Annotated in this window: 14 protein-coding genes and 1 pseudogene; 5 read left to right on the top strand and 10 right to left on the bottom strand. The window is 67.3% G+C overall.

Annotated elements, in window-relative coordinates:
* Positions 1-300 precede the first annotated feature (300 nt).
* Together ACFXGA_RS23715 and drmD are read right to left on the bottom strand one after the other, a co-directional pair.
* Positions 301-4233 carry an Eco57I restriction-modification methylase domain-containing protein gene (locus ACFXGA_RS23715; protein ID WP_378091138.1) on the bottom strand — a complete coding sequence of 1311 codons (3933 nt, stop codon included), beginning with the start codon at positions 4231-4233 and terminating at the stop codon, positions 301-303.
* Positions 4233-7460 carry a DISARM system SNF2-like helicase DrmD gene (drmD, locus tag ACFXGA_RS23710; protein WP_378091136.1) on the bottom strand — a complete coding sequence of 1076 codons (3228 nt, stop codon included), beginning with the start codon at positions 7458-7460 and terminating at the stop codon, positions 4233-4235. The genes ACFXGA_RS23715 and drmD overlap by 1 nt, the downstream gene beginning before the upstream one ends.
* Before the next feature lie 21 nt (positions 7461-7481).
* On the opposite strand from drmD, the gene ACFXGA_RS23705 reads away from it, so the two are divergent.
* Positions 7482-9524 (top strand): UvrD-helicase domain-containing protein, encoded by a 2043-nt coding sequence (locus ACFXGA_RS23705; protein ID WP_378091134.1) that lies wholly within the window; start codon positions 7482-7484, stop codon positions 9522-9524.
* Positions 9525-9741: 217 nt separating this feature from the next.
* Here the strand turns inward: ACFXGA_RS23705 and ACFXGA_RS23700 are convergent, their stop codons facing one another.
* The 5 genes and pseudogenes from ACFXGA_RS23700 to ACFXGA_RS23680 form a co-directional block, all read right to left on the bottom strand.
* Positions 9742-10968: a type ISP restriction/modification enzyme gene (locus ACFXGA_RS23700; RefSeq protein ID WP_378091165.1), complete on the bottom strand. Its 1227-nt coding sequence runs from the start codon at positions 10966-10968 to the stop codon at positions 9742-9744.
* A gap of 583 nt (positions 10969-11551) precedes the next feature.
* Positions 11552-12148 (bottom strand): annotated as a pseudogene (locus ACFXGA_RS23695) (N-6 DNA methylase); the annotation flags it as partial.
* 1267 nt (positions 12149-13415) lie between these two features.
* Positions 13416-13940, bottom strand: coding sequence for a hypothetical protein (locus tag ACFXGA_RS23690; RefSeq protein ID WP_378091132.1), 525 nt, complete (start codon positions 13938-13940; stop codon positions 13416-13418).
* Between the two features lie 29 nt (positions 13941-13969).
* Positions 13970-14437, bottom strand: coding sequence for an NUDIX domain-containing protein (locus ACFXGA_RS23685; protein ID WP_378091131.1), 468 nt, complete (start codon positions 14435-14437; stop codon positions 13970-13972).
* A 34-nt stretch (positions 14438-14471) separates the two neighbouring features.
* Positions 14472-15677 carry a helix-turn-helix domain-containing protein gene (locus tag ACFXGA_RS23680; protein WP_378091129.1) on the bottom strand — a complete coding sequence of 402 codons (1206 nt, stop codon included), beginning with the start codon at positions 15675-15677 and terminating at the stop codon, positions 14472-14474.
* Here ACFXGA_RS23680 and ACFXGA_RS23675 point away from each other — a divergent pair.
* The 4 genes from ACFXGA_RS23675 to ACFXGA_RS23660 are packed head-to-tail and all read left to right on the top strand — an operon-like array spanning position 15658 to position 18176.
* Complete coding sequence (locus ACFXGA_RS23675; protein ID WP_378091127.1) at positions 15658-16674, top strand: helix-turn-helix domain-containing protein; 1017 nt, start codon at positions 15658-15660, stop codon at positions 16672-16674. The genes ACFXGA_RS23680 and ACFXGA_RS23675 overlap by 20 nt on opposite strands.
* Positions 16674-16940, top strand: a complete 267-nt coding sequence (locus ACFXGA_RS23670; protein ID WP_378091125.1) for a zinc finger protein — start codon at positions 16674-16676, stop codon at positions 16938-16940. Before ACFXGA_RS23675 ends, ACFXGA_RS23670 begins: the two co-directional genes overlap by 1 nt.
* A gap of 7 nt (positions 16941-16947) precedes the next feature.
* Positions 16948-17193, top strand: coding sequence for a transcriptional regulator (locus ACFXGA_RS23665; protein ID WP_378091123.1), 246 nt, complete (start codon positions 16948-16950; stop codon positions 17191-17193).
* A complete protein-coding gene (locus tag ACFXGA_RS23660) occupies positions 17190-18176 on the top strand; it encodes a hypothetical protein (RefSeq protein ID WP_378091121.1) in 987 nt (328 codons plus the stop codon). The genes ACFXGA_RS23665 and ACFXGA_RS23660 overlap by 4 nt, the downstream gene beginning before the upstream one ends.
* 41 nt (positions 18177-18217) lie before the next feature.
* Here ACFXGA_RS23660 and ACFXGA_RS23655 read toward each other — a convergent pair whose 3' ends face one another.
* From ACFXGA_RS23655 to ACFXGA_RS23645, 3 genes are all read right to left on the bottom strand, one after another.
* Entirely contained in the window at positions 18218-19549 is a 1332-nt protein-coding gene (locus ACFXGA_RS23655) for a hypothetical protein (RefSeq protein ID WP_378091119.1), read from the bottom strand.
* Between the two features lie 170 nt (positions 19550-19719).
* Positions 19720-20067 carry a helix-turn-helix domain-containing protein gene (locus tag ACFXGA_RS23650; RefSeq protein WP_378091117.1) on the bottom strand — a complete coding sequence of 116 codons (348 nt, stop codon included), beginning with the start codon at positions 20065-20067 and terminating at the stop codon, positions 19720-19722.
* Positions 20064-21197: a tyrosine-type recombinase/integrase gene (locus ACFXGA_RS23645; protein WP_378091115.1), complete on the bottom strand. Its 1134-nt coding sequence runs from the start codon at positions 21195-21197 to the stop codon at positions 20064-20066. The genes ACFXGA_RS23650 and ACFXGA_RS23645 overlap by 4 nt, the downstream gene beginning before the upstream one ends.
* Positions 21198-21567 lie beyond the last annotated feature (370 nt).

The raw sequence follows: 21567 nt of genomic DNA, 5'->3' as shown, positions 1-21567 counted from the left end.
TCGTCCTGCCCGATAGATGATCTGCCGTTCGTTCCACGCGTCCGGGTTTCGCTGCACAACTCGCGAGTGAGCACAGGACGCTGTGCTGGTCCATGAGCCACCGCTCGCTGCTTGCCCTTGGCCAGCCCCGGCCCACTTCCTCGCCGTCCACGGCAGATTGGCTGACAGGGTTAGCTTTGGTCAACAGGGTCAGGTTGCCGCGCACGGCGACTACTTCCTGATACGCGACAGCAAGCCAGATGCGGGCACGGTGACCGTGACCCGCGCCCGGCTCAACGCGATCAAGGCAGGCGCGTTCGCCTAGAACAGCGCCCCCTCAGGTGGGAACAGCTCGCCCTCGATGGAGGAGGGCGGCCCGACGGGAGGGGCCTTGCGCTTGATCTTCTTCCCCTTGGAGTGCAGCCCATGAGCGACTTCCTGCCTGTAGCGCTCGTAGTTGAGCTCAAGCAGGTTGTCGAGCACATCAACCTGAACCACCGGGTCGACCGTGAACCGTCGCCCCTGCCGGGTGTCCTGGAACCCGTGCTTGAGGTCGAGGTTCCACCCGTACGCCTCGGCCACGGCGTAGTCGACTTCAGTGTGGATCTCCCGCAGCCGCCGGATCTCGAGGTCGTCAACCGTCTCGTCGTGCACGAGGTTGTAGAGCTTGGTCAACCCGAGCTGCCGGTCCAACATCACCCTACGCCGAGTTGAGTGCAACTCCTCTCCTGCTCGATCCATCCGCTCAGTCAACTCTGGCTGCGGGAAGGTCTCAAATCCATCAGAGGGCGTATAGCGCAATCGCGTCTCCAACGTGGACTCACCCTTAGTTGTCCACCACACGAAGTGCACATTACTCGTCAACAGCGTAAGATACGCATCACGCTCTACAGCAAAGATCCCCAAAGCATGCGAGAATACTTGCCCCGTCGACACCCATGCCGGCAATCCGATCTTACTGACCAGAGTAATCGCCAAAACGCGCTTCAGTCCGACAATCGCCTTACTCAGAGCTGGGCGCTTGTCCGCATACTGCCACCATCTTTGAGGCAGCGGTTTACGTAGAGCATACGACCCATCAGGTTTCATACGCTGTCGCTCCGGCCGAACATCCCGGTCTACAATAGAAAACACTTCAGGATACTCTTGAGCCCGCTCAACGGACCAGTCATGAAAGTTGATCACCCAGCGTGAAGCAGTGCAGTCGGGTCGCGAATTAAGATCTTCTCCATTGATGTACGGAAAAAGTACATCCCGGTTACGCCCGTCTGCACGAATCAACTCCCGAGCATGCTCAGGAGATAGCACAAACCCCGAACCTAGAACATACGAGCCGATGAACGATTGCCCATCGTTCATCACCAGTCGGTACGGATTGCCAGACATGCGCGACTGCGGATCAAGTGACGGTGTAATACCCTTGACCTCTCGTCCGTCAAGCCAGGATACTTCACCGTCACCCGTGCGACTGATCCAAAGCAGCGAAACCTCCAGCGAAGCAGTTCCAGGCCATGGCTGCGACTTTACCGCGCGATAGATCTTCCAACCTCTATCGACCACCTGATCCAGGCCGACCTCACGCGTGTCCCCTTGCGCGATAGTGTTCGTGGCAATAATACCGACTCGACCAATATCAGCAATTTGCAAATCACGCAACAGAAAATAAGAACACAGGTCGGCATGTCCAGGCTTGTTGCCAGAAATCCGCTGTTTAAGGTATTCACGCACGTCAGTTCCAAGCGCGCCACTAACCCGCTTTCCGCCGATGAACGGTGGATTTCCTACGACCGCGTCGAACCCGCCCCGGCGCATAATCTCAGGGAACTCGAGCGCCCAGTGGAATGGCCGGATCGGCTCCGCACGCGTGCCGCTCAACCAGCCGTTGACGAGCGCAACCAACTGTCGCTCCAGCGGAGTGTCGTCGTCTTTCTGCTTCAGCAACTCCACCGCGTCCTCGGCCGGCCCGGCGAGCCGGTCTTGATAGCGCTCCGCCCCCTGCCCCGCCGTGCTCAGCGCAGCGGCGACCACCGCATCCGCGACTCGGCGCAACCGCCGGACCAGCTTGTTCGCCTGATCCAGCTTCTTCTTCTTCTCTTGGATCTGCGGCGTATCGTCATCGGAGATCTTCTCAATCTCTCGGTGGAGCTCAGCGACCCTGTCCAGGGTTGGCCCGATCAGCTCACTCGGGAAGCCGAAGGTCCAACCCTGCTCGGGTGCGTTGTCCGGGTCGATGTGGAAGCGCTCCACCTGCTTCTCATCGACCAGCCCGATCAGCGAGTCGCCGCACCTCAAAACATGGTCCAGGAACCCGAAAGGCCTGTTCCTCGCCAGCGTCAGAATCCACAGCGACAGCTTGGTCAGCTCCACCGCCATGTCGTCGCGGTCAACGCCGTAGATGCACTTGGCCGCGACCTTCCGCAGCGCGATGAGCCGGATCTCCTCGGTGGTCCCGACCACGTCCTCTGGGTAGCCGTCCCGTTCCCAAGCCCGCACCACCTGCTCGGCCAGGAAGTCACACGCCGACACCAAAAAGGCCCCAGATCCCATGGTCGGATCGCAGACCTTCAGCTCCAACAGTTCCTCAGCCGTTCGCAATCGGTGCGAACCCGCGCTATCGCGGATGTAGCACAGCGGCGCTAGCGTGTGCTCCACGACTTCCCGCGCCAGCTTCTTCGGCGTGTAGTGCGTCCCGGTGGCTCGCCTATCACCGACCTGCGTGAACAGCACCGACCCGGCCGGAAACACCGTCGGCTCTCCGCGCAGGTCCTTCCTCAGCATCCCCCAGAACGGCCGCACCCGCTCTGCCAGCTCGGCATCGTTGTCGCAGGCGGTGTGCAGATCCGCCACGTCCTCCAACCCCGGCTGCGCGGCGAGGGCCTTCTCCAGCTGCTTGGGCGTTAGGTCGCACACGGCCTTGAAGTCGACCCCGCCGCGTTCCAGCTCCGCCAGCGACAGCTCGGGCTCCAACTTCCCGATGAGCCCGACGTACGGCTCATCGACCTTCTTGCATGAGAACTCCAGCAGACCCTCGTACACGTGCCCGATCTGCTCGACATCGAGCCCGGTGTAGCTCAGCCGCTCGGCCGCCTTCGCGCGGTGCTTCAGGATCAGCAACGCGTCCAGGATCTCATGCACGACCCGGTCGGTGACGTGCATCGACGCCAGCCACGGGTGCGCCTTCGGGTCAAACAGCGAGCCGCCGTGCGGGGGGATTCGCAAGTCCGGATGCTCACAGCCGCCGTGGATGGCGGCGAAGGTGGCCAGTAGCCGGAACCAGGCGGCACACCGCCGGTCGCCGATCTCCTCGCCGTACCGATCGCGGTCCTCGTTCAACTGCTCGTACAGCGCGGTGACCGCGTAGCCGTCCCGGTATACCGGGTCCTTCACAGGCAGCAGCTCGCGCTGCTCGGCGTAGAGCAGGAACACCAGGCGCATGAGCGTGGTCAGCGCGGCTCGGTAGATGTCGCGCTCGGCCACAGGCGCGAGCAGCGCGCCGCCGGCCTCGCGGTCCAGCCGGGCGAACTCGCCGACCAGCAGCTCGACCGCCTGCCGAACCTGGCCACCGAGCGTGTCGGTGACCGCGGACTGCTCGTTCTCGGTGCGCGTGAACAACGCACTCAGGGAGTCCTCGCGGTCTGGCGGCAGCAGTGCCCGCTGCGCCGAAAGCAGCGTCACGAAGGCCCGCAGCAGGAGTGGCTCCTCCTGCCACAGGTCCGCGTCGAACACCGCGCTGCTCGTCGGACCGCCCGGCCGGGCATGGACCAGCGTCCAGAGCCGCCCGTCGGTGACCAGGGCGAGCGGGGTCCGGGTGTCGCGGCACACCCGCGCCACCGCCTCCGGCTCCACCTCGCGCCGGAACACGAGCAACCGGTTGGACTTGCCGCCGGGCGCGGACGGATCCGGGCCGATGACCACCTGGTCGGGACGCACAGCCCCGGCGAACTCGACGCCAGCCATGCCCGCGTCCCGCAGCACCGACGGTGGGTAGCGCAGCAGCTCCTCCAGGACGAGGTCCACCCAGGGCGTACGCAGGCCATGGGGATCGGCGTCGAACTCACTCCACGCCTGGCGCACGCGTTCCCGCACCGGCTGGGGCAGCGCCTCGACCCCGTTGGGGAACACGCCGGTGAGCACTGGCAGCCCGATGAATGGGCCGTCCGGCCGTAGCAGGGCCAGCCACTCTGCGTGCTGCTCGGCGGGCGACGGCGCCTTGCCGCGCCTCGTTCTGGTCCCCGCACCCGTCTTCGTCACCATCACCGCACCCCCCGTGCAATCGCCGACGGCACCAGCAGCGTCACGGCCACCGGGAACCACCTCGTCGTCGGGTTGGCGTACCTGCTGCGCAGTGCGTTGGCCTCGCGATCCCGCTGCTCCGGGATGGCGTCCAATCGGGTTTGGAGCGCTTCCCGGTCGGCGTTGAGCTGGTCGCGCTCGTCGATGTCGAACAGGCTGGGTTGCCACACGCCCGTGTCGCCGAGGGCGGCCCGGATAGAGGCGGCCAGCTCGTCCATCACCTCGCCGATGCCCTTGACCTCCTCCTCACACCGGTCCCGCAACAGCGCTCTCAGGCTGCGCAGCCGCTGGTCGGCGCGGGTCTTCAGCGCCCTGGCCAGCGGCTCCTCCAGCGCCGGCCACAGCTCGACCAGCTTGTCGCGCATCCCGTCGGCGGGCTCCTCGGACGCGGCGGCGAGCAGAGAGTCCACCTCGTCGACGCGGCGGATCAGGGAGAACCGGCCCTGCTCGACGTAGCCGCCGGCGGCCATGACTTCCTCATGCAGGCGGGCGCCGTCGGCGCCGGTCACGACCACGCGACCGTGGGCGATGACCACGGGCACGCGCAAGGTGTCGCCCGGCACGACGCGCGTGGTGATCCGGCGGAGCTTGGCGGCTCCGGCGCCCGCCCTCGTCTGCGACCACAGCTCGGCGCGCAGCAGTCGCATGCACATCTGCACCAGGCGGTGGCCCAGGTGCAGCAGCACCACGTCCGTGCGGTCACCCACCGCCTCGTGGTCGAAGCTGACCACCCGCTCATCGCCGGTGACCGGGTGGTACAGGCCGTCGTTGCGGGCCGCCGCCCACGCGCCCGGCAGCTCGGGTAGACGGAACACCTCTCCCTCAAAGCCGGGCGGTGGCGATGCCGGACGCAGGTCTTGGCGGTGAGCCAGCCGCAGTGCGGTGCGCACCACGCGGCACACCGTGTCCGGGCGCAGGTTGAGCCGGGTCCGGCTGGCACGCAGCTCGTCCGTCAGCCGCTCCAGTTCGCGGGCGAGGTCGCGGTCGAACTTGAGCCGGGCACGGCCCGAGCGGTGTTTCATCTCGCGGTCGGCGGTCTGCCAGTCGGTGCGCTCGCCGACCATCTTCTGCTCGATCTGGGTGGCGATCACCTCACCCGCGCTGCCCAGGTCCTCCCGGATCTGGTGCACCTTGCGGACGGCGACCTCCAGGAATTTCAGCTCGTCCTCCAGCGACCCCTCGGCGAAGTCGGCCTCCCGCCACCCCTTGGGCACGAAGTGGTGCACCTTCACGACAGGGGCGGGCTGACCGTGCCGGTCGACGCGGCCGTTGCGCTGCTCCAGGCGGTTCGGGTTCCACGGAATCTCCCAGTGCAGCACGCGGTGGCAGTGCCGCTGGAGATTGATGCCCTCGCTGGCCGCGTCGGTGGCCAGCAGGATGCGCATCTTGTCCAGTTTCGGATCCTCGGTGAAGACGTTCTTGATCCGCTCCCGCTCGTCGACGTCCTGTCCGCCGTAGAGCAGGGCGATCTGCTCCTTCGGGTAGCCAGCGGCGAGCAGCCGCTCGTGGAGCCAGCGCTGGGTGTCGCGGTACTCGGTGAAGATGATGATGCGCTCGTCGTCGTCCAGGATCGGCTTCAGGTGGTCCAGCAGCGCGGCGACCTTGCGGTCCGGCCGGTCTTGCGCCTGCCGAGCCCAGTCGCGCAGCTGTTCCAGCAGTTGCTTCTCCTGGGCGGTGAGCGGCGGTGTGCCCTTCCGGACGTGCCGGAAGGCTTCCGTCTCAGCTTCGCGGTAGCGGGTGCCGTTGGCGTCGTCCTCGTCGGCGGCCTCGGCGACCCGCTCGGCGAGGACCAGGAGGGCCGGGGACGACGACAGGGTGTCCCGGTCTCGCTCCGACATCGTCTTCAGGTGCACGTCCACCGTCTCGGCGAACGCCTTCGGCGAGGAGAACAGCCGCCGCTTGAGCAGCGTGGTCACGAAGTCCGCGGCGGTCTTCGAGCCGCTGCTCCGCCTGCTCTCAGCGTAGCGCCGGAGCAGGTCGTGCGCGCGGCGCTCCTCCTCGGAGTGGTCGACCTCCAGGTAGTCCAGCTCACGGGTGCCGAAGTAGGACGAGCCGTCCCACTTCTTCGGCAACTCACTCTTGAGCCTGCGGACCATCGCCCGCTTGAGCTGCTGCTCGGTCGGCTTGACGTTGCGGGCGAACCGCTGGTCGTCCAGCAGCTCCAGCAGGGCAGTGAAAGACTCCAGGTAGCCGTTGTGCGGGGTGGCCGAGAGGAACAGCCGGTGCTCGCAGTGCGGGGCGAGGGTGCGGATGGCCTTGGTGCGCTGGGAGTCGACTGCGTACCGGCCTCGCCCGGACGGCGCGCAGGTGTGGACCTCGTCCACCACGAGCAGGTCGAACTCGCGCGGGTAGCGCGGTGCGCTCGGCAGCACCTGTTGGAGCAGCCGCATCGGGCGCGAGCGCTTGAGCCAGTCGATGCTGACGATCAGCCGCGGGTAGTGCGTCCACGGGTTCGTGTACGGCCCGCGCGTGCGCCGCAGCTGCTTGAGCAGGTCCGAATCGACGATGCGGAAGTCCAGGCCGAACTTGTCCCGCATCTCGTCGCGCCACTGGAGCGTCAGGCCCGCGGGGCAGACGATCAGCATGGTGCGGGCGCGGTGGCGCAGCGCCAACTCCTGCATCACCAGACCGGCTTCGATGGTCTTGCCCATGCCCACGTCGTCGGCGATTAGCAGGTTGGTGCGCGGCATCGACAGCGCTCGCACCACCGGGTCGAGCTGGTAGTCCTCGATCTGGATGCCGGAGCGGAACGGGGCCTGCAACGCGCTGGTGTCCGCCGAGGCGATCGCACCCCAGCGGACCGCATCGAGGAAGGCGTCCAGCTCGGCCGGGTGGTCGAAGCCGTGCTCCGGTCCCGGCAGCAACGCCGACTCGTGAACGACCGCGCCGACCTCCAGCTCCCACACCACGCGCAGCTCCTCGTCCCTCGCGTCGTCCTCGACGCTGACGAGGGTGACCAGGTGGGTCGCCGGGGCGGAGAAGACGTTCGGGTCGCTGCTGGCCACCTCGCTGCGAACCACGGCGGAGGTAACCCACTGACGGTTGCGCACGGTCACGAGCTGTCCCTCGGCGGGCACCGTCGAGGTGTCCTCTCCAGCAGGGGCCGCCGCAGGTTCCACTATCGTCACGACACTCCTAGGTTGAGCCGAACACCTGACACGGTACTTGGGGCTACTATCCGTAGCCATCTGATGCGGAGGAACACGACCGTGCCACGTCTGGGTATCGCCAAGGACTTCCTGGAAAGTTACGGACGACTGGAAAAGACCGTGCAGCGGTCGGTCCGCGAAGCGATCGACAAGTTCTCAGAACACACCCACGCGGGTCTCCACCTGGAGAAACTGACGAACGCTCAGGATCGGCGGATCAGGACCATCCGCATCACCGGTTTCTGGCGCGGCGTCGTCCTGGCCCCGGAAAAGGGCGACGAATACGCCCTGCTCGCCGTTCTCCCCCACGACGACGCGATCGAATTCGCCACCAGCCGCGTCTTCAGCGTGAACCAGGCGATCGGCGTGCTGGAGGTCCGCAACCAGCGGGCCTTGGACGACCTGAGCCCGGCGTTGCAGCAGGTGGCGTCGGCCGTGCCGGACCGCCTCTTCGCGGAGGTGAAGGACAAGGACCTGCTCACCCTGGGTGTCGACGAGCGATTGCTGCCGTTGATCCGCGCGCTGACCTCGGAGGAGCACCTCCAAGCACTCGAACTGCTCATCCCTGCGCCCCAGTACACGGCGCTGTATGCCTTGGCGGCCGGGTACACCCCCGAGCAGGCGTGGGACGAGGTGTGCCGGCAGCACGCCGCCGAGGTCCCGTCCGACCGGATCGACCAGGAGGACGTGGCCGCCGCCATCGAGCGCACCCCGGACCGGTACGCCCTGGTGTCGGGCCCCGCCGAGCTGGCCGACGTCCTGGAGCACCCGTTCGCCGCCTGGCGGATCTTCCTGCACGGCAGGCAGCGCGACATCGCCTACCGCCCCGCCTACGCCGGGCCTGCGATGGTCAGCGGCGGTGCAGGCACGGGCAAGACGGTGACCGCCGTGCACCGGGCCGCCCACCTCAGCTGCACCGGCAAGGTCCTCCTGACCACCTACACGCGCAGCCTCGCCGAGGCGCTGGCGGACCAGCTCGCACTGCTCGACCACGTCGCCGAGAACGTCGAGGTGGTCAACATCGACCGGCTGGCGCACCGGGTGGTGCGGGAGGCCACCGGCCGCCAGCCCGACGTCCCCGACCACCGGGAACTCCAGCGGCTCTGGCAGAAGGCGGCGAAGGACACCGATTTCAGCCCTGTCTTCCTCCAACGCGAGTGGGAACAGGTCATCCTCGCCCAGGACCTGCGCGACCGGCAGGCATACCTGACGTGCGAGCGGAAGGGCCGCGGTCGGGGCATCTCCGCCGCGCAGCGCGAACGTGCCTGGGAGGCCATCGCGGGCGTGGTCGACCACCTGCGCCGGACCGGGCAACGCACCCACCTCCAGGTGGCTGCCGATGCCACCGAGGTCTTGGCTACCGGCAGCACGCCCGCCTACCAGCACGCGATCGTGGACGAGGCGCAGGACCTGCACCCCGTCCAGTGGCGCTTCCTGCGCGCCGCGGTACGTCCCGGCGTGAACGACCTCTTCATCGCAGGGGACCCTCACCAGCGGATTTACGAGAACCGGGTGTCACTGGCCGCCCTGGGCATCAGCATCAGGGGGCGCAGCCACCGCCTGACCGTCAACTATCGCACCACCGAAGAGATCCTGAACTGGTCGGTGCGCATCCTTTCCGGCGCCGCCGAAGGGTTGGACGACAAACCGGACACGCTGGCCGGCTACTCGTCGCCGATGCACGGCCGTCGCCCCGAGGTGCGCCGCTACCCAGACCGGTCGGCCGAGCTGTCGGGCCTGGTCGACCAGGTGCGGGAGTGGATCGGGTCGGGGGTGGAACCGTCCGCCATCGGCGTGGCTGCACGCACGGGCGACGTGGTCCGGGCGGCGCGGGCGGCCCTGCGCGACCACCCCGCGGTCTCGGTGAGCACGATGCACGGGATGAAAGGGCTGGAGTTCCGCTGCGTCGCCCTGATCGGCGTGGACCGCGACGCCGTGCCGCTGCGTGCGGCGGTGACCCCGGAAGAGGAGGACCCGGTGGCGCACCAGCACGACGTCGTGCGGGAGCGGTGCCTGCTGTTCGTGGCCGCGACACGGGCACGCGACGCCCTGTCGGTCTCCTACGCGCACCAAGCAAGCCCCTTCCTCGTCGGGCCTGCATGAGCGTGTTCCACCGTGAGCCACCCGATCGGGGTCTCGGGCGCTTACCCGTAACCCCGATGGGCCCGGTCGTCCCTGTCCCTCCTCGCGAACTTCGCCACCCCGCATCACCCCTCAAGTGGGACGGCTCGTCGATCGATTACCGGCTGACCTGGCACAACTCATGACCGCGGTCCGCACAATGCTGTAGTCGCGGGCCCGCTGCCATGGGCTGGAATCCCTAGTCCGTCGAGAACAGGTCCGGCTCGGTGTCCTCCTTCGTCGGCTTCTTCGCTACAGGCGACACCGGCAGGACACCGGCGCTCGTCAAATCCTCAACCGTCATCAGCGGGCTTTCGAGGGTGCGGTGGAGCAACTGGTCCTGGAGCGGTTCGAGCGCCACGAGTCGTCCGAGCACGTGGATGAGGTCGAGCAGTTCGGTGGTGGCCGACGGCGTCCAGGTGGTCGGGACGATGGCGTCGAGCGGGGACTTGCGGTTTCCGGAAGGGTTCTTCTTGCGGTAGCCGAACCAGTGCTTGAGCACCCGCATGCCGGCGACCTCGTAATTCCATACTTCGGGGGCGACCGGGGCGACCCTGCCGGAGCCGACGTGCAGTGTCCTGGTGTCCTCGTCGTAGGTTATGCGGTCCGGCATGCCGGACTCGGCGTCCGGGATCGCGACCTGGATCAGTGGTCGTTCACGGGTGTTGCGCGGAGCACCGGCCGGGCGGTCCGCGGCGGGGTCGACGAAGCGCTCCCCGTAGGTGTGCAGCCAGACGACTTGTTCGCCGACGTGGACGGCTTCGGCCCATAGTTGCGGGTCTCGGGTCAGGGGGATGCGAACACCAGGGGTTGTCAGGTCGGCGGCGAAGTGCCGGGTGAAGCCGGGGTGGGCGGTGACGGCGGAGAGGTAGGCGATCAGGTCGGTTGCGCTGACGTGCCTGCCCAGTTGCTCCGTCAGGTGGGTGAGCAGTCCCGGGGTGATGTTGGGGCGGGCTGCCTCGGCGTCGGTGTACAGGGGCAGTGTGCGGCCGCCCCTGCCCGAGTGGTGGTGCATGTCGGGCAGCAATGAGGTGAACAGGAGGGCCGGTCCGGTGTCGATGGGGTGCGCGTGCTGTTCCACGACGAAGATCTGCTTGTTGCCGAGGGCGGCCCAGAGCGCCGTCCTGGGCGTGGCGATCAGTCTGGAGTCGGGGATCAGCCACTGCCGGTCGAAGGCGCGGAATCCCACGCGGATCGGTGGCGGCATGGGGCCTTGTTCCTCGGAGAAGGCGACGTTGCCGTGCGGAAAACCCGGTAGAGGTGGGTTGATCCGCTGCAGGTTGGCGTCTCGGCTCTCCTGGAAGAGCGCGGGTTTGCTCCCTGCGGGCGCCGAAACGAGCCGGTGCCAGCGTTGGGCGAGTGTCTCCTCGTCGGGTGCGTAGACCCAGGTTCGATTCGGCTTGACGCCGGGAGACGCCCACGGCATGAGGTCGGTCGTGGCCGGCATGGACAGCCACTGCGGCCGGCCGGCCGGCCGGTTGGAACGGTTCGTGCCAGCCGTCGGAGCACTGCTGCCACTCGGGTGAGTCCGCGTGCAGGGCGTCGAGTGCCGCGATCTTGTCGGTGACGGTCCCGGTGACCGAGGTCCGGTGGATGCGCGCCGGCGTGGTGGTGTCGGCCTGGCCGCGGCGGACGAAGACGGCTACGCAGATGGGCTGCTGGTTGTCCCGGAAGAAGCGGGTGTTGACCGGCGGCTGGTGCCCTTCCGGGGTCAGGTCGATGATCCACCCCTCGTCCGCGGTCTCTCGCAGGTAGCGGCGCATGCCGGCGAGTCCGGGGGAGGTGGTGAAGCCCGCGGAGCAGACGAACGCGACCACGCCCGCAGGGTGCTGGGGATGGGCGTCGAAGACCTTCCAAGTGGCCCAGCGCCAGAAGTAGACGTACTTGTTGTGCAGCGTGTACTCGCGGCTGCCCTGACCGGGTGTACGGAACGCGTCGAGGCTGGGCGCGACGGTGAGGCTGTTCGACTCCTCGATCCACGGCGCCGTGCCGCGCACCTTGTCGACGTACGGCGGGTTGCCGATCACCACCATGACCGGTGTCTCCTGCTTGACCCGGTTCGCCCCGCGCCGCGACGTCTCCAACGGCCCGTACACGCTGCCTAGAGGCAGATGCTGCACGCGGGGGTCGTCCAGGGTGTCGGCGAGGAAGCGGCGCTCCTTGGCCGGGGCCTCGGCTTGGTGGCGCTTCTTGAGCAGGCTGTGGATGCGCAGTTCGGCGACGGCGTAGGGGGCGGCTTGGTTCTCGAAGCCGATCAGGCGGTCCGAGAACTCCCGCAGGTGGGGCGCGACAGCCCCGGGCCCCTCCTCGGCCTCGACGGTGCGCGCCACGGTGTCGACGACTTCGGCGAGGAAGCTGCCGGTGCCCATCGCCGGGTCGACCACGATGACATCGCGCCCCGCGAAGCCCCTACCGCGGCCGAGGTGGGAGCGCAGCAGCTCGTCGACGAACCGGGTGGTGAAGGCGACCAGTTCTGCGGGCGTGTAGTACACGCCGCTCTTCTTGCGCAGCTCCGGGTCGTACTCGGACAGGAAGCTCTCGTAGAGAGTCGCGTAGGAGTCGTCAGGGAACTGCGTCCAGTCGACCACCTCCAGCACCCGGATCATGGTGGTCAGCGCGACGCTGTGCTCCTCCTCGGGTTGGTCGGTGAGGACGGCGAGAGCCCGGCCCATCAACGAGTGCTTCTTGCCTAGCAACCTGGCGATCTCCCGGATCGGCTTGCCGTTGAAGTCCACCCCTTCCACCCGGGCCAGCAGCAGGGCGAAGGTCACCGTCTGGGAGTACTGGTCGGCGAACTCCTGACCGGTCAGGCTGGGGAACAGCGCTTGGCGCCAGTCCATGGCGAGTCCGCTGAACGTGCCGCCGGCCGACTGGCCGAACTGCTCGTGCGTCAGCTCCGCGACCACGTCGTCGCGCAACAGGCGGCACAGGTTCGCGACCACGCGCACCATGTCGTCCAGGGAGCGCGGCGGTTGGGGCCGCCAGAGCAGGAAGCCGGTCATCACCTGCGCGAAGTCCGTGCCGACCGCGTGCAGCTTGCCGCCGGCCTGGTCGAGACCGGGTTCGAGGCGGGCCACCCTGCCCTGGAGCTTGCCGTAGGCGTAGCGGGCGAAGCTCTCCCCGTCCGTGTACAGGACGTTGGGCAACAGGCGCAGCGCCTCCCACTGCTTGAGGTCGTGTTTGGTGGGAGCGGTCCAACTCTCCGGTGTGCCGTGCCCAGGTCTCTTCAGCTCGACGTACCCGATGCGGGCGTTGTCGACGTCGACCGCGTAATCCGGTCGGACGGACAGGTCGGGCAGGCGCGTTTCGCCGATCATCGTGACCGACAGGAACAGGCTGTTCGCGATCTTGGAGACCATGCGCTCGAAAGGTCCGCGCAGGTGGTCCTCGGGCGAGCCCTCTCGGGTGCGCAGCTTCTTGGTCACTTCACGGCCGAACGCGGCGATGACCTTCTCGAAGTCGACGGAGTCGGCCTGGGGACGTGGCGTTCGGCGAGTGGGCATCGTCCGCTCCCGTCATGCTGGGAAAGACCGAGAGCTCCAGGAAAACCGACGTCGAGTTTTACTGTCTGTACAGCCGACGGGTAATCCGAAAAATAGGGAAGACACACCGTCCGTGGACGTCAAGAGCCGTTCGACTTGCACACGACGATCCGATACCACTGATCGGGTTACGTACGACTGAGGCCCAGGACCAGGGGTGTGCCCGCACAGGCAGTGGCCGCCGCGCGCCAGGGTCGAGGACGTCCGACCGTGCGGCGTGCTGTGCCACCCGTTCAGGCGAAGTCACCAACAGCAACTGGGCCGGGTCCGGACTCAGGGTGGTCAGTGTCACCCTGGAGGCGCTCAGTGGCAGCAACGCAACTCAAGCAGTTCACGTGGATGACAGCCCTGCATTGATCTTCGGCGGCGGCCACTGAATCACCAAAGAATCCAGCGCTCGTTGAACGGGTACCACCAATCGGGGCTTTCCTTGATCGGATGCGTAGCCGAGTGTGTACCAGGTGCCGGAGGCTTCATCGGCGCCTCGCGGAAAGCCGATGACGAAGTCGCTCCGGTCGACCATGTAGCGGGTGCGGGCGTGATAGGACGTTGCGTTCAGCACTGGCGCGGCAAGTTCAATCACTCCGGTCAGTCTGTTGCGCCTGCGCCACGATTCGATCGCCGAGGAAGCAGCTTCTGGCTGGTCGGCAACGGTTCCCGGGACGACGACGGTCAGAGGTGCCGAAGTGTGCTCGGCCAACCAGTTGAGCACTGCGGTGTCGATACCGGTGGCACCTCCGATGTAGAAGTGCGCAGCGGCGAACGGGCGCAGGTAGTCATAGAAGAGGATGCTCAGGCTTTCGCTGTCCGCGGCAGCAATTGATCGCGTTCCGGGGACGGTGATGTCCCGGATCATATGGAGACCCCCCGAGGTGCTGCAAGCTGTCATCGGCCAGGCGGTTGGCCGTGCTCCAGGTAGACAGTATTCCTGTTGATGCAGGCACTATGGGCGTGAGTCAGCCTGCGGGCAAGACGTGGGATTACGTAGTCATCGATCTTGTTCATCGGAGCCCATTGCCAGCGGTCCAGTTCGGAGGCGCCCAGGACGATCGGCTGTTCGTCGTCGCCGAGCGTTCCGCAGTCGAACAGCCAGAGCACCTTGTCGCCTTCGCCGTCGTTGGGCGCCCAGTCCACGACGAGCAGGCGTTGCGGTTCGCGGTCGAGGCCCAGTTCCTCACGTACTTCGCGGCGGCAGGCCGCTGCCGGGGACTCGCCGATGTCCACGTAACCGCCGGGGATGTCCCAGCCGTTGCCGTAGGTCTTGTGGACCAGCAGGACCCGGTCCTGGTCGTCCAGGAACAGCGCTCCGGCGGCCATGCGGGGCGTGGCGAAGCGGTCGGCGTCTGCTGCCATGCGCCGAGCCTACGGAGATCGTCGGGTGAGTGCGTCACTCCAGGTTCAGGCGTTGGGCCAGGCTCGCGAGGGCGTGGCTGGGCTTGGTGCGCTGGCGGCGCATCCACGTGAGCACCAGTTGGCGGCTGAGGTAGTGGTGTCGGACCTGTTCGCGGGCCCGTTGTTCGGCGTCGAGCACGACTGCGAGCGCTTGGTCGGTCTTGTTCCAGGCGCTCAGCGCTCGGGCTACCTCCAAGGAGTGTCGTACTTGGCGCTCGATGGGGAGGCCGGACGTGTCGATCGTGGGGCCGAGGTCCACGGCGACTTGGACGTCCCCGAGCTCCATCGCCGTGGCCACCCGGTGGATCTTGACGTTGGTCGGGTCGAAGGCGGTCCACATGTGGTTAGCGTCGGCGCCCAGGCGTTGGGCCATGCCGTGTGCTTCTCGGAGGAAGTCGTGGGTGCGTTGGCGGTCGTTGGTGCGGGCCGCGGCGATCGAGCCGGCGAGGAACAGGCTGCCGTAGATCGAGAGCATGGTGCGGTTGCCGCGAGGCAGCTCGGGATGGAGGACACCGGCGGCTGCTTCGGTGAGCTGCACGGCTGGCGCGTAGCGGCCGGTGGAGAGCAGGGCGTGGACGACCGAGCGGAGCAGCGAGCCGAGGATGACGGGGTCGCCTGTCTGCTGGGCTGCGGCGAGGCCGCGTTCCGTGGCGATCCAGGCGAGGTCCGATTCCCCGAGCTTGGTGAGCAGGGACGTCGCAGCTTGGTAGCTGAGGGCCCGGAGCCTGTGAGCCTGGGCGCCGTGAGTCTGTACCGCCTGGACGGCGTCGGCGAGCAGGAGCGGGACTCGGCCGGCGACGAACCCGTACCTGGATGCCTGGTAGGCGTCGAAGACCGCTTCGACCTCGCGGCGCAAGTCGTCCAGGTTGATCGGCTCGGCGTCACAGCTCGGCGTGGCCAGCAGCGGGCTGAGTTGGCGGTAGTCCATGAGCGTGGCCCGGAGGGCGGGAACCGTCCTCATGCCGCCCTCTGAATTCCAGTCGAGCAGCGTGGGCTCGCCGATCAGGTCACCGACTGAGATGTCCAGGGCGTCTGCGACGTTCCGGATGACCGAGAGGCGGTCGAGGTCGATTCGGTTGTTCTCCACCTTGCTCAACCAGTCGGTGGTGCGACCGACCCTTCCGGCCAGGACCTCCTGCGGCACACCTCTGCGACGGCGGTACCAGGCGATGCGTTCACCGATGGTCAGGGCGTTCGTCATCCCGCGCATCGTTTCAGCCTCTCAGGTGGTCATCGATTCACCCCGGAAGATTTTTCCGGGGTGGAATAGATGTTTCGGCCGACGCTACTGGCATTGCCTGTATCGGGATGTTGCCGGGAGGTCAGCGGTGTCGCAAGGGGTGGCGGAGAACCTTTTCGAGGGGAAGTCGTCGGTCCGGCTGAGCACGGCCCACAGCCGGGAGTTGGGAGAGGAGTTGCGCCGGGTTCGTCACCGGGCGCAGATGTCCGCGGCGTTCGTGTCCGAGGCGTTGGGCTGGTCGTTGGGCAAGTTGAGCAAGTTGGAGACCGGCACCCGCGGGACGAGTACGTGTGAGATCGGCACGCTGTTGGGGTGCTGTGGTGCGGACAAGGCCACTCGGGAGCGGATCATCGCTATCGCCGACGAGGCGGACACCGGCAGCTTCTTGCGCCTGCACGACGGCTCCCCTGACTCGTTGTTGGCGCTGTCCTTGCACGAGCAGACGGCTCTGACCGTAGCCGTCTATGAGCCGCTGACCATCCCCGGCTTGGCGCAGATCGAGGAGTACGCCCGTGCCCTCGACGGTGACGCGGCGGTGGTCGAGGCGCGGATGGCGCGGCAGGAGGTGTTGCGTCGGCGGGGTGGGCCGGAGACGGCCCTGTACGTCCACGAGGCGGCTCTTCGGCTGGTGGTGGGCGGTCGGGAGGTCATGCGCGATCAGATGCTGCGGCTGACGTTGATGTGCGGTTGGGAGCGGATGAGTCTGCGGCTGGTGCCGTTCTCTGCTGTGGCCGATGCCGCGCTGCGGGAGCCGGGTGGGCTGCTGACCTTCCCGGCGCCGGTCAGGCCGGTGGCCTATGCCGAGACCGGTGCGGCCACCGTCTTCCACGACGATCCGCAGGCCGTGGCCGCCTATGAGGCGAAGATGCGGTGGGTGGGGCAGTTGGCTTTGAGTGTCGAGCGGTCGCGGGCGGTGTTCGCCCGGTGGGCCGATGTCTACGACCGGAAGGCACGCTGATGGCACTGCGTCCCTTCCGCTGGCTGCCCCATGACGGTCAACGCCACGCTGTCGATGTCGGCCTGGTGGCGCATGACCGGGCCACGACGTTGTGCGGCGAGGAACTCGTCATCCCGGCTGTTCCCGCGACGAAGCAGGAGTGGTGCTGGCCCACCTGTGCCGATTGCGACGCGGCGTGGCGGGCCGTCGAGGGCATCCTGCCGTTCCCTCGTCAGAGGTCGGGTTCTCCGCATGTCCGTTCGACGTCGCTGCAACACCAGGTGTAGGTCCGTGATGCCCTACACCATCAGGCTTCGTACTTGTGAGTTCGTCCAGGCGGCGCGTTCGGCCCGCTTGCACTCCGACTACGCCCTGGCGCGGAGGATGGAGGTCAACCGCTCGACCGTGACCCGCGTGCTCAAGGGCGACCTTCAACCCGGTCCGGCGTTCGTCGGCGGTGCGCTGGCCGCGTTGGGCAAGCAGTTCGACGACCTCTTCGAAGTCGTCCATGTCGCTCAGCCTCGGAGGGGCAGTCCGTGATCGACGACCCCACCGAGTTGCCCGACCTGCGGCTACGGATGCGCGAGCACGTCATGACCACCGAGTGTGGTTACGAGCTGGTGCGCCGCCTCGTGGCCGGTAAGAGCGCGGTCGTGCCTCGGCTGACCGGGCCGCCGGAGATTCGAAGGACGAGTGCTGTGACCGGTGCGCTGCTCATGGCTCGGCGTGAGGCGCACCGCCTGGGTGAAGCGCAGCTATACTGGGTCGACCGGGACATGACCGCGCTGGCGCTGGCTGCTGCGGACTACCCGTCCCGGGAACCGGTCGCGGCACGTCGGATGCCCGCCGAGGCCGGACTGGTGGTGTTCGCCGAACCGGTCGACGATCAAGACGGCGAGCAGGTCCTGGCCGTGTCCTGGTCCCGCTGGATGCCGCAGCACCTCGATCTCGACGACGGGTCCGGTTTGATCACCTGGAGGTTGAACACGCCCGGCGGTGAGGTGCCGCTGCACCCCGGGTTCGACGGTGTGTGGCTGACCTGCTGGTCACCGCAGCTCGTCCCGCTCGCGGAGTCGGTGTTGCCGTTCGGTCAGCCTTTAATACCTCTGTGGTCAGGGTCCGGTAAGAGGTGGAAGCACGTGATCTACACCGCCTGGCAGCTCATGACGCAGAGCGGCAGCACCCGGCTCGTCGACCTTGAGGAACTTCCTCGTTCCCGGCATGGGCGCAAGCGGGACCAGCGCGCAGGTGTCGAGGATGTAGGTACTGTTCGGTTGGTGCGCGTCCACGCCCGTCAGCGGGACGCTGCGCCGGGTGAACGTGAGGCTCCGCGGTGGAGCAGTCGGTGGCCTGTGCGCCCCTACCGGCGCAACACCTGCCTCAACTCCAGGCTCCACGCCGAGGGCGGCTGCGAGCACGAGGAGCGGATCGTGCCCGCCCACATCAAAGGGCCGGCCGACAAGCCGCTCAAGGTCAGCACGAGAGTTCACATCTGGGACACGGCACCACCTTCTGAGCCTTGATGAGGTCTCCGCACGGTCATTTTCCTGGTGAGCTCATGTTTTCAACTGTCATGGATTCTCGCGTTGTTCGAGCCGTTTCGGGGCTGCCGGGAGGTGAGGTAGCGGCTCCATGTGATGCCTTGTTCGGCTGCTATTCGAGCGGTGGTGTCGGGGTGGATTCCGAGCATGGAGGCGACCACGGGGCTCGGTGTGGTGTGCAGGAGTTCCCGCAAGGCGGTGGTTCGGCCGAGTTGGATCGGTATTCCGAGTGTGGAGAAGCGGTTGTTGAGTGTTCTTGGGTGGATGGGCTGCTCGGGGCGTTTGCCTGGGAAGAGCCAGTCGGTGTTGGCGTTCGGGCCCCGGTAGGTGTTGCGGTGTTCGAGGAGTTGGCGGGTCATGTCGTCCAGTGGTGGTGGCAGCGGGGCGGGTGGGTCGCCGAGCCGGATGAAGACGTCGGGGCCGATGATCGTGATGTCGGTGCGCCGCAGGCGGGTGATCCGGCTGAGGGGCTGGGCGTAGAGCAATGCCAGCAGCGCGATGAGGCGTTCGCGCAGTGGCCAGTCGTCGGTCGTGACGAGTGTGTTGATCAGTGCGTGCTGCTGTCGACGTGGCTGGATGGTGGCCGCGGGCAGTGGTGCTCTGGTGAGACGTCGTCGGGGCATGAGCGCGGTCTGACCCGCCCAGCGCAGGAACGCCGTAGCGGGCTTTCGGGTCTGGGGATTGGCCGCGAGCCAGCTGTCCAGGTCGGCTTGCGGGCAGGTAGTGAGGGTGTGGCCACTGCTGTCGAGCCAGATCAGCAGCGCTGCGGCTTGGCGGACGCGTTCGCGGGCGACGCGGACAGTGGCCGGGGTCAACGGTGCCTGCTCGGCCTTGTGGCGCAGGCGCCGCAGCTCGTTCCAGGTGGCGAAGCGCTGCACCAGAACTCGGTGTTCGGCGTCGGCGATGCCGGCGAGCTGGGTGGTGAGCCAGCGTTGGAAGAGCATGAGCTGTTTGTCGATCGGCGGGAGGATGCCGCAGGTGATCAGCAGCTCACGCAGGTAGGTGGCTTTGCGCCAGGTGGGGTGGGCGGCCAGGGCGTCGTGGCTGATCGCGATGGTGCCGGTGGCCAGTGCGGTGAGCAGCTCGGTGGTGCCGGGTTTGGCCAGCCAGGTCAGGCCGTTGTGCGGGTTGTCGTTCAGGCGCAGCTTCTCCAGCAGCGGCAGCAGTTCCGCGCGGGGTCTGCCGGTGCCGTCGTCGAGCACGGTGGTGAGGCGGCTGGTGAGGGTGCAGCGTTCGCAGAGCTTGTCGCCGACCAGCAGTCCTTCGTGACCGCAGCGGCGGCAGAAGAACGAGCGCGCGATGCCCGCGCAGTCGCGGCAGATGGCAAGGCCGGTGCCGTCACGTCCGGGCAGCAACCGGTGTTCGCCGCACTTCGGGCAGCAGCCCCGATTCCGGGTCGCGCGTTTGATGCAGTGTCGGCACACCGGTCCCTCCCAACGGACAGCGGGCCGGGAGAAGCGGTCGCAGCGCACGCACTTGCTGTCGGCAAGCCGAGTGTCGCCCCACTGCGTTCGGGTTCGAGAGGTCATTGTGGACGGATGCGAGCCCGGGTAGGTCGCAGCGCTGCGGCTCCGGCCGCCGGCGGTGTGGCCGTTCCCGTCGATCCGGTGGCGGTGCGGCGGGTGACGTTGGCGGCGTCGGTGTGGATCAGCTCGGCGGGGCTGCACTCGAAGATGTCGCACAACGCGGCCAGCACTGTGAGCGAGAGCCGCTCCGGGGTGCCGGTGACCAGTCGGTGGACCTGCGAGACCGACAACTCGACGCCGCGATCGCGTAGCAGGGGGACCAGTTCGGTGGTGGAGAACATGCCGTGATCGGCCATCAGGTCCCGCAGCCGCCAGTCGTAGCCGACTCGCCTCTTCATCGCGTTCATCGGGTGCTCCCGCCGTCGGTGGTCGGTTTCAGTGCCGAGGCAAGGGTGTCGTCGAGGCTGCGGCGCAGGGTGCGGGTGCGGAAGTCCGAGGAGACGCAGGTGTAGATGGAGGTGGTGGACGCATGTTCGTGACCGACCTGCTGTTGGACGAAGAACGGGGCCCAGCCGGCCTCGATCAGGTGCGTGACATACGAGCGGCGCAGCGAGTGGAAGTCCAGGCCGGGCTCCAGGCCGAGTGCGTCGCGGTAGGTGGCGAAGCGGGCGTTGAGCGCAGCGCCGCTGATGCGCGCCGACTGCTCGGAGGGCCACAACGCGGGACCGGTCGAGTGTGCCATGCGCGGCCGGATCTCGGTGATCCACTCGTCGAGCACCTCGGCCGACCAGTCCCACACGGTCAGCACGCTGCGCCGCTTGGGCGGGCTGCCGGGCTTGGCCTTGCCGAATCGCACGTGCAGCACCCCGTACTCGCCGAACTCGCGGGCGTGCGGGTTGGTCGCGAGGTCGGCGGTGTCCAGCATCCGCGTCTCGGTGCGGCGCAACCCGAAGGCGTAGGCGACCTTGAACAGGGTGGCGTCACGGAACGCCGCCAGCCAGCCCTTGCGGCCGGAGTCCCGCACCCGCGGCACCGCGTCGTCGGCGTAGTCGAAGAACGCCTGGATCTCGTCCAGGGTGAACGCCCGCTTGGCCGGCTCGGACTCGTTGTCCTGCACGTGCACCGCGGTGTTCCACTCATGGCACACCTGCACCGGATGCGTGCCGAACCGCCGCTCGCATTCACCGGCCCACCCGTAGGCGGGATCGGTCAGGTAGTGGCAGAACAATCGCAGAGCCTGCTGATAGGTCCGCAAGCTCGACCGGCTCACGCCTCTGAGCCCGCGCAGGTCGGCGCACCATTCGTCGACCATCGCCGCGCTCCACTGCCACGGAAAGGCGTTGATGTGCTCGACGAAACCACGCACCCGCTTGCCCCGGTTCGCGATCGTCGACGCGGCCAGGTTCCGCGCGGACTGCTGACGCTCCCACCCGGTCAGCATCGCCTCGAAAACCTGTTCCTCGGGCCGCAGGAACACCAGCCCGTTGACCAGCTGCAGCGCCGTTGCACCCGCCGTCGGTCGCTCTCCCTCGCCCACCAGCCGCCTTCCGCCGCTCGCACCAGATGCGACATCTTCGCATCAGATGCGATAATCGGGGCAAACACGCAGCTAGGTGGCGGTCGCGACGACCATCGGCGTGCGTGTCGACCAGGAGCCGTCAGTCCTGACGGCAGCTCGCACGGCACCTCTTACCGCCCAGGTAGAGCACCTTCTACGGCGACGATCGCCACGACCGTTCCCACACCGACTTGGGATCGCATCAGATGCGATCCTGCGCACATCCGTTGGGGGTTCACATATGCGACATCACTTTCCTCGTGGGGAAGCCGAGGGTCCGTTCCTGCCAGGACCAGGGCGTACAGCGGGTTCCACGATGGAGCACCCTGCTGTGATCGTTCTTCAGGAT

Source organism: Actinosynnema sp. NPDC059335 (assembly GCF_042752395.1).
In the GTDB taxonomy this organism is placed as follows: Bacteria; Actinomycetota; Actinomycetes; order Mycobacteriales; family Pseudonocardiaceae; genus Actinosynnema.
This window is presented reverse-complemented; position numbering and strand designations above follow the sequence as displayed.